The sequence below is a fragment of the Paenibacillus sp. 01T422 genome (genome assembly GCF_056398785.1).
Genome location: NZ_JBFTQB010000152.1, coordinates 1 through 9,281 on the forward strand (window position 1 = coordinate 1; position 9,281 = coordinate 9,281).

Consider the following 9,281-nt stretch of genomic DNA (forward strand, 5'->3'; position numbering starts at 1 on the left):
GAATTGATGTGCCCCGTCATTGATATGCAGATGAAGAAGATGATGATTTCGATTCTGAACGTCAGTCTGAATGACAACGTGAAATCTAGAGAGCTTATGTCGAATGGGATGTACACCACCATAAAAAATGAACTGACCCCTTATCGGAGCCAGTTCGAGGCAATGAAAATTACGTCTTGGAAAAAACTCCAGCTTGAATCTTAAGTTTGAGGCCCCACGTTTTTTCGAAATCTTTGGTAATCGCCGCGAGCTCTTTCAGCTCTAGAATGGGGTTGTGCACACAAAGCAGTTTGAGCGTCAAGGACGTATCAGATCGTGTAACAACCAGCTTTTGAACAGGCTGAGTTTCACTGTGATCAAGAGCCGTGGCGAGTTTCAAGAGAGTGCCTAGCTTTACAATTAACATCTCGTCGGATTCTTTCAACAAATCCTTGTAAGCAAGGCTTTGCTGATGGGTCCGGCTTTTTGTTTTGTACGTTGCGATGAGGGAGCAGATTACGATCTCTCGATGTGTAAGTCCATCGATGCGGGCATTCGCTAACATATACTGCGTATGTTTTAGATATTGATAATAGTGGACGCTGACACCAATGCGGTGCAGGAGCGCGGTTGTGTGCAAATAGCGCCAACTGCCTTCCTCGAGGTTAGCGTGAACCTCAAGCTTGTCATAGAGCAGCAGGGCAAGTTGATCGACACGTCGAACATGCTTCTCCGCCCCATTTGGGTGAAGGCAAAGTAAATTCTGGATGCTTGCTTCCAGGACATCCTGCTTAATTGGATGTTTAGGATCGAACATCTCGAAGAATATACCGTCGCGAAGTCCCGAACCGCTGATGATGCACTGGGAGGCATTAGCAGCTTGGAACAAGGTATCTAAAATAAGAAGTCCCGGAACGATAATATCGGAGCGTTCTTTGGAAAGGCCGTCGACTTTCTTTCTCTTTTCAATGGGAAGAGATGACAGCAAGGTGACGAAAGATCGAAGCTCTCCGATCTTCAGTTCGTAGTTATGTGCAAGCTGTAAGGAGTACTTCGATCGTTTTTGGCTCATTTTGCCGAGTGTTCGGATCGTACCGCCCAGCCCGATCATCGGAAGATTCGGTGACTGGGTAATCCAGGGCTGGTCGGCAATCGCCTCTTCTACCATGCGGCGAATATCTGCTGATTCCTGCTCAGTGAGATTCGCATTTTTCATAAATTGATGAGTGGTGTTCACGGCACCGAACGGAAAGGAAACACTTTTCACCAGCTTCCGATCTCGCAGTAAAGTAACCTCGGTACTACCGCCGCCAATATCTATGATAAGAGCGTCGCGGATATCAATGGTATTGATGACTCCCAAATAGCCGTAACGCGCTTCCTCCGAACCGCTAAGCACTTCTATCTGCAGGCTGGTCTGTTCCTCAAGGATGCGTACGATCTCCTCTGAATTGGCCGCGTTGCGAATAGCTGCTGTTGCGACTGCTCGGACAGTTTGAACTTCATGTACCCGACATAACAGCGCATAATGCGAAAGAATGGGGACAATAGAAATAATATCTTTGCTATGTAAAATGCCATCATAACCGATGCGTTCGCTGAGTCTTGCGGAATCCTTATGCTCGCTCACTATACGGTAGGCTCCCAGCTCGTTGATTTCATAAATCACGAGTCGTATCGAGTTGGACCCGATATCGATGATGCCCATTTTTGTGCCGCTACTCATGTATTTGCTCCTTTATCCGAGAAATCACTGATGCTTTGCCTACATTGTACCAAGGGAAGGCCAACTCGACAAACTTTTGCAAAAATGTTGTATAATTCGGGGAAATAAACAAAAACTTGTAGCGTGTGTTTTAAGTTGTGGAACAAAATAAAGTGGCTTTTTTGTGTCAAAAAGATTCTTTATGGTAGTGATAATGAAGTTTTATGTCCTCATTTGTTCACTTACCGAGTAAAATACTTTATTATTAAAGTTAGGAAAAAAGCAATTTTTTGCTAATAGAGTAGCTAAGGAGAGATTCCAATGACTGCAACCAAAGGTTTAGAAGGAATTGTAGCCACGACCTCGTCGATTAGCTCCATTGTAGATGGAGTGTTAACATATCGCGGGATTGATATTGATGACCTCGCAGAAAATGCGACATTTGAAGAAGTAATTTATTTGCTTTGGTTCGGCAAACTCCCTAACCAAGCTGAGCTTGAGAAACTGCAAAGCGACCTGAACGCTTATAGCAAGGTGCCTGATGCGGTGATCAACCAGTTGAAAGCATTCCCGAAAGATGTTAATTCCATGGCTGCGCTTCGCACGGCTGTTTCCGCTCTTGCTCTGTACGATGAAGAAGCGAACGACTTGAGCCAAGAATCCAATGTGCGTAAAGCGATTAAACTGCAAGCACAAATTCCTGGTATCATTGCTGCTTTTGCTCGTCTCCGTGAAGGTAAAGAGCCGTTAGCTTCCCCGGGATATTCTTCCGTTGCTGCTAACTTCTTGTACCAATTGACTGGAAAAGAGCCGGACAAAGTTGCGATTGAAGCTTTGGACAAAGCGTTAGTGCTACACGCTGACCACGAGTTGAATGCTTCCACATTCGCTGCGCGCGTAACAGTTGCTACACTAACTGATATTTACTCCGGTATTACATCCGCTATCGGCACGCTCAAAGGACCTCTTCACGGTGGTGCGAATGAAGCTGTTATGGCGATGCTTGAAGAAATCGGTACTGTAGAGAACGTAGTTCCTTACATTAACGGCAAATTAGAGCGTAAGGACAAAATCATGGGCTTTGGACACCGTGTTTACAAAAACGGAGATCCGCGTGCGAAGCACTTGCAAAAAATGTCTTACGAGCTTGGTAAAATGACTGGCAACCTGAAATGGTACGAAATGTCCATCAAAGCGGATGAGTTGGTGACAGGACTTAAAGGTTTGAAACCGAATGTAGATTTCTACTCGGCTTCCGTCTACACAACACTTGAAATCCCGCGTGACCTGTTCACACCGATCTTCGCGATCAGCCGTACATCCGGTTGGACTGCACACATTCTTGAGCAGTACGAAAACAACCGTTTGATCCGTCCTCGCGCTGAGTACACAGGTCCGGTTAACCAAAAATACATTCCGATTAGCGCTCGCTAATTGGCCTAAATTAGATGTGAGCTCAAGGTGCGGGCAGTTCGGTACCCAGCTTCAGGGACTCAAGTTCCTTGGGGCTTACCGCGACTCCCGTCACTTTTTGTGTGTGTATCACTCTTCTGCCGACGAGTTGCATTTGTGTAAAGGGTACTCGTTGTAGTAACGTAACTAGTGGAGTGCTTGGCAGTGCATGTAGAAACGTAGTGCCCGCCTTTATAATCGATTTATTTACATATGAAAATTGTTCAAAAATAATGGATTATAACAAGCGGTCGGAATGGACTGCCAAAAGCATGCAGCGTATTGCACCATAGTTAACTCATTAATGCCATTTTAACCAAATCTTAGGAGGAACTATCATGCCACAATTCGAAAACTACGAACTACCAACAGAAGGCCAAAAAATCACCATCGAAAATGGTGTTCTGCAAGTACCTAACAACCCAATCATTCCTTATATCGAAGGTGACGGTACTGGTCCTGACATCTGGGCGGCTTCCGTACGCGTTCTTGATGCTGCTGTAGAGAAAGCTTACAAAGGCGAGAAAAAAATCGCTTGGTACGAAGTTTTCGCAGGAGAAAAAGCTTTCAACAAATTCAACAACTGGTTGCCTAACGATACATTAACAGCTATGCGCGAATACATCGTGTCCATCAAAGGACCTTTGACTACACCAATCGGTGGCGGTATCCGTTCCCTGAACGTTGCGCTTCGTCAAGAGCTAGATCTATACGTATGTTCCCGTCCGGTTCGTTACTTCAACGGTGTTCCTTCACCGGTTAAACGTCCTGAGCTCGTTGACATGGTTATTTTCCGTGAGAACACAGAAGATATCTATGCAGGTATCGAGTGGGAAGCTGGTTCCGATGCTGTTAAGAAAGTGATTTCCTTCTTGCAAAACGAAATGGGCGTTAACAAAATCCGTTTCCCAGAAACTTCAGGTATCGGTGTAAAACCAGTATCCTCTGAAGGTACAGAGCGTTTGGTACGCGCTGCAATCGAATATGCAATCAAACATGGCCGTAAAACGCTAACGTTGGTTCACAAAGGTAACATCATGAAGTTCACAGAAGGCGCGTTCAAAAACTGGGGTTACGAGCTAGCTGAGCGTGAATTTGGTGATAAAACATTTACATGGGCACAATATGATCGTATCAAAGAAGCAGAAGGCGCTGAAGCAGCTAACAAAGCTCAAAAAGACGCAGAAGCTGCTGGCAAAATCATCGTTAAAGATGCAATTGCTGACATCGCTTTGCAACAAGTATTGACACGTCCAACTGATTTTGATGTTATCGCAACATTGAACTTGAACGGTGACTACCTGTCTGATGCACTTGCTGCACAAGTAGGCGGAATTGGTATCGCTCCAGGAGCAAACATCAACTACCTAACTGGTCACGCGATCTTCGAAGCTACACATGGTACTGCTCCTAAATATGCTGGTCTTGACGTTGTTAACCCAGGTTCCGTTATCCTTTCCGGCGTAATGCTTCTTGAGCACCTTGGCTGGTTGGAAGCAGCTGAACTGATCTACAAAGGTTTGGAAACTTCGATCAACAACAAAACAGTTACTTATGACTTTGCTCGCTTGATGGAAGGCGCTACTGAAATTAAATGCTCCGAATTCGCGAACGAAATCATCAAAAACATGGCTTAATCATTTTTAACGCTCCAAGGGTACGATAACTAATCATTATTAGGAGGCACATCCCAAATGGCAATCCGTCGTAATAAAATTACTGTTGTCGGTGCAGGCTTCACAGGAGCAACAACTGCTCTTATGCTAGCTCAAAAAGAACTTGGTAACGTTGTTCTTCTAGATATCCCGCAATTGGAAAACCCTACAAAAGGGAAAGCGCTCGACATGCTCGAAGCTGGCCCGGTTCAAGGTTACGACGCTCAAATCACCGGTACATCTAGTTATGCAGATGCTGCTGATTCCGACATCGTCATCATCACCGCTGGTATCGCCCGTAAACCGGGAATGAGCCGCGATGATCTGGTGAACACGAATGCGGGTATCGTGAAATCCGTTTGTGAAAACGTAAGAGAAGTTGCTCCAAACTCTATCGTGATCATCTTGAGCAATCCAGTTGATGCAATGACTTATGTTGCCTATCAAGCTCTGGGCTTCCCGAAAAACCGTGTAATCGGTCAATCGGGTGTACTGGATACAGCTCGTTACTTGACGTTCATCTCGCAAGAGCTGAATGTATCGGTTGAAGATGTTAAGGGAGTTGTTATCGGCGGTCACGGCGATGACATGGTTCCACTTGTTCGTTACACCTACGCAGGCGGAGTGCCAATTGAGAAGCTAATCCCAGCTGACCGTATTGAAGCAATCGTGCAACGTACACGTACGGGCGGCGGGGAGATCGTTAACCTGCTTGGTAACGGTAGTGCATACTACGCGCCAGCAGCGTCCCTTGTGCAAATGACGGAAGCTATTCTGAAAGATAAAAAACGTATCATTCCTACAATCGCTCTTCTTGAAGGCGAGTATGGCTATGATAACTTGTTCATGGGCGTTCTGACTGTCCTTGGTGCCAACGGTATCGAGAAAGTGATGGATATCGAGTTGACTGAGGATGAGAAAGCTGCTCTAGACAAAACCGCTAATTCAGTTCGCAATGTAATCAAAGTTGTAACGGGCTAATTAGATATCAACTAAAGAGGCAGTCTCCCACTCGGAGATTGGCTCTTTTTTTTGTTGATTGCATAGAAATTTATAACTTTTGTAAAATTGTTCAAAGTGCTATTCCAAGCTTATTCTCTATGCTACGATACATCTAGGCCATAACGAATGGCTAATTATTCCATATAATGGAGGGATTTGATGTTAAGGAGAAGCTTGTTTGGAACAATGGGTTGGAAAGGTTTTGCTCTGACAGCAGCAATATCGGCATCCTTACTGGGAGCTGTGCCTCAAGCATTGGCAGAAGGACCGAATGACCCCGCGCCTTCGATTACACCGTCATCCCCAAATGGTAAAAAGGTGCTCTTTGACAACACGCACGGTCAAACTGCTGGAGCGGCTGACTGGGTGATTGACGGCGGTTTCTCTGATTTTGCAAGCTCGCTAGGCAATGCGGGTTATTATGTAAAGGAGCTGCGCAAAAGTACGGCGATTACACTAGCTGATTTATCGGCTTATGATGTATTCGTGGTCGGTGAAGCTAACATCCCCTACAAAACGACTGAACAAAGCGCAATGCTGCAGTATGTGCAGGGAGGCGGCAGCATCTTCTTCATTGGTGATCATTACAATGCAGATCGGAATAAAAATCGTTGGGATGCATCGGAAGTATTCAATGGGTATCGTCGCGGCGGCTGGTCGAATCCGGCTATTGGGATGAGCACAGCGGAAGCTAACTCGGCTGCCATGCAGGGCGTTGCAAGCTCGGATTGGCTCGCGACTAACTTCGGAGTTCGATTCCGATACAATGCATTAGGTGATATTACAGCGAATAACATCGTAAGTCCGTCTCAGGCTTTTAACATAACAAGCGGGGTATCGACTGTTGCCATGCACGCAGGTTCAACCTTAGCCATTACTAACCCGAGTAAAGCAAAGGGAATTGTGTATCTGCCGAGCACAACGACCAAATGGTCAAGTGCCGTGGATCAAGGTGTCTATAACGGCGGAGGAGTTGCCGAAGGTCCTTTTGTTGCCGTTTCCAAAGTCAGCGCTGGGAAAGCCGGTTTCATCGGCGATTCCTCCCCAGTGGAAGATGCGACGCCGAAATATTTGAAAGAAGAGACAGGCGGGGCGAAGACGACGTATGCAGGCTTCCAGGAGCAAAATGATGCAACGCTGCTTGTGAACATGGTTAACTGGCTAGCGACGAAAGAAAGCTACACAAGTCTTACGCAAGTAGCTGGCTTGACACTGGATACGGCTACTACGCAGTATACTTGGGAACAGCCGGCAAATACGACGGAGCCGCAAGCTGAACCGTGGGCCACACCAGCATCAGGTTACAAGTGGTATGATCCGTCGACGTTCAAACCCGGATCCTATGGTTACTCCAGTTCTTCGAATACAACGGACCCTTTCGCGTTCGTCCATCAAGCGCAATTACCCAATCATGCGGTTTTCCAGGTGAAGATTATCCTGAATGGTTTGACGCCAAATGCCACGGTAACGGGCTACAATCTGGGTGTTTATAACGGTTCAGGGACCCAATTGGCCAAAGTGCAAAACAGTGATGGAACTTGGCCATCCACGTACGGATACAGCACAAGCTTCTCCTTGACCGCTGACGCGGGTGGGCATGCAGAGAAGGTCGTCAATGTACAAATCAACACAACCGCTACAGGAGCCGCGAACATGCGCTTGAGACAGAATACGACGGCTAAACTTACTGAGGCTGTTACGATAGCTAATGTGCCTGCACAGCCGTTACCTTAAAGATGGAGGAGACCGAGCAGCAACGCTGCTTGGTCTTTTTATTAGCAAGTTTGGGCCGACGCTGAAAAAAGGCGGGAAATTCGGCTGCGGAGAGCCTCGCAAGGGTCCTGAAATCCTGGTGTGTGAAGGATGCCAAGGATGCCACTGATTAGCTGAGGGATAGTTTTTATTGGACGAAATCCAATGAGAGGGTTTGTATGATGGCTTGACTGAGTATCACGTTGGATGAAATCCAATGAGATGATCGAGTTTACCACTTATTGAGCTGTATTTAAGGGGTTGCGTTGGATTTCATCCAATATAAAGTAGAGTTTATGCTCAAAATGAGCACTTATCTTGGATTTCATCCAATGAAATGTAAAGAGGCTTGGTAAAATGCAGAAAAGTAGAAATATCCCATCGCCATCAAAAGGATTATAAAATGCGCGGATTGACTGGGTAGTTATGACAGAGTTAGTCACATTTTTATGGAGATATGGTGAAAAAGGAAATTTGTTGACATCGCTTTCTTGTTCCAAAGATAGGTATTCGGTATACTTACATAAGAACGATTCTAATTCAAAATTGCGGAGGTTATTAGAATGTATCAAGTCATGATTTTTTTACATGTGCTTAGTGCCTTGTTGCTTGGCGTATACGTCGTGTTCCCGTTCATTGTGGGACGTGCCGCATCGTTAACTGGCGCTGCATTAGAGGGTTTTGTGGGGCTGCTGTCTACGTTAAATCGCGTTGGGCAATTTTCATTGATTGTGACCTTCATCACGGGTGGAGCTATGGTTTCCAAAGTTGACGCATCCGTGTTGTGGATGGTATTGGCTGTTGTTTTACTGCTTATCGTGGGAGCGGTGACTGGCATGATCGGCGGAAGACTGAAGAAATTGGTTGCTAACGCTAAGGCTGGAAACAGCACGGCAACAGATGCTGCAAAAGTCAAAACATTCAGCTGGATTGCTGCGGTAGCTGTAGTTATTGCTATCCTGTTCATGACGAATCCTCAAATATTGGCTTAAAGCTCGAAATAAGGGGCTGTTCCAAGCGTAGAGATCTCTACGCTTGGAACAGCCCCTTTTTGCAATGTTTATTCGCCTTGGCTTGGATTTAGCGTGATTTCGTCCAGCGTTTTCTCAAACGAAGCGCTCATATGTTCAAGGAAATAATCAACTTCCGGCATATTCATTTTCTTCAAGCTTTCAAGGATTTGCTGCTTGGCAACGACGAATTCGCGGTTGCCGGTCGAAAGTTCAGTTAAGCACTTGATGTAAGCCTCAAGCAAGTCGGCAGCCTTCACCCAGCGATAAAGCTCGGGATCCGGATCCTGGATCAGTTTACGGTAAATGTCGCTTATTTCCGGTGGAATCGTCTGAATGAGCCGTTCTACCGCGACATCTTCGATTTCACGGAAGTTGCGGAGGATCTGCTCATTGTTGTGTTTGACGGGCTGAGGGATATCACCCGTCAATACCTCAGACGCATCGTGGAACAATGCGATAGAGACAACACGATCCGTCGGGACATTGCGTCCATAGACTTCATTGGCGATCGTACAAAGCATATGCGCGATCGTGGAGACGTAGAAAGAATGCTCAGCTACGGTATCCCTGCGCATGTTCCACATGAGACTCCAACGATCGATATATTTGAGGCGGTATAAATAAGCAAAAAAGTGATGATTCATGAGGTTCTTGTGCTCCTTCAGTTTGATTTCACGCTCGGCGCCACCCGCGCAGCCACCGTCCCGGTGGCCGGGGTGTAGA

Annotated in this window: 8 protein-coding genes; 6 read left to right on the forward strand and 2 right to left on the reverse strand. The window is 46.1% G+C overall.

Going from position 1 to position 9,281, the window contains the following annotated elements:
- Positions 1–204 (forward strand): hypothetical protein (locus tag AC1DUA_RS11205; RefSeq protein WP_477499819.1); only part of this gene is annotated, 204 nt, incomplete at its 5' end.
- On the opposite strand, the gene AC1DUA_RS11210 is transcribed toward AC1DUA_RS11205, so the two are convergent.
- Positions 170–1,705, reverse strand: coding sequence for a Ppx/GppA phosphatase family protein (locus AC1DUA_RS11210; protein ID WP_477499820.1), 1,536 nt, complete (start codon positions 1,703–1,705; stop codon positions 170–172). The two genes, AC1DUA_RS11205 and AC1DUA_RS11210, sit on opposite strands and share 35 nt — an antisense overlap.
- A 300-nt stretch (positions 1,706–2,005) precedes the next feature.
- Between AC1DUA_RS11210 and citZ the strand changes: the two genes are divergently transcribed.
- The 5 genes from citZ (at position 2,006) to AC1DUA_RS11235 (ending at position 8,537) form a co-directional block, all read left to right on the forward strand.
- Entirely contained in the window at positions 2,006–3,118 is a 1,113-nt protein-coding gene (gene citZ / locus AC1DUA_RS11215) for a citrate synthase (protein WP_477499821.1), read from the forward strand.
- 356 nt (positions 3,119–3,474) lie between these two features.
- Positions 3,475–4,773: an NADP-dependent isocitrate dehydrogenase gene (gene icd, locus AC1DUA_RS11220; protein WP_477499822.1), complete on the forward strand. Its 1,299-nt coding sequence runs from the start codon at positions 3,475–3,477 to the stop codon at positions 4,771–4,773.
- A 57-nt stretch (positions 4,774–4,830) separates the two neighbouring features.
- Positions 4,831–5,772, forward strand: coding sequence for a malate dehydrogenase (gene mdh, locus AC1DUA_RS11225; RefSeq protein ID WP_477499823.1), 942 nt, complete (start codon positions 4,831–4,833; stop codon positions 5,770–5,772).
- Positions 5,773–5,979: 207 nt separating this feature from the next.
- Entirely contained in the window at positions 5,980–7,527 is a 1,548-nt protein-coding gene (locus tag AC1DUA_RS11230) for a DNA-binding protein (protein ID WP_477499825.1), read from the forward strand.
- A 581-nt stretch (positions 7,528–8,108) separates the two neighbouring features.
- On the forward strand, positions 8,109–8,537 hold the full coding sequence (locus AC1DUA_RS11235; RefSeq protein WP_477499824.1) for a hypothetical protein: 429 nt from the start codon (positions 8,109–8,111) through the stop codon (positions 8,535–8,537).
- A 68-nt stretch (positions 8,538–8,605) separates the two neighbouring features.
- On the opposite strand, the gene yfbR is transcribed toward AC1DUA_RS11235, so the two are convergent.
- Positions 8,606–9,202 (reverse strand): 5'-deoxynucleotidase, encoded by a 597-nt coding sequence (gene yfbR, locus AC1DUA_RS11240; protein ID WP_477499826.1) that lies wholly within the window; start codon positions 9,200–9,202, stop codon positions 8,606–8,608.
- Between the last annotated feature and the right edge of the window lie 79 nt (positions 9,203–9,281).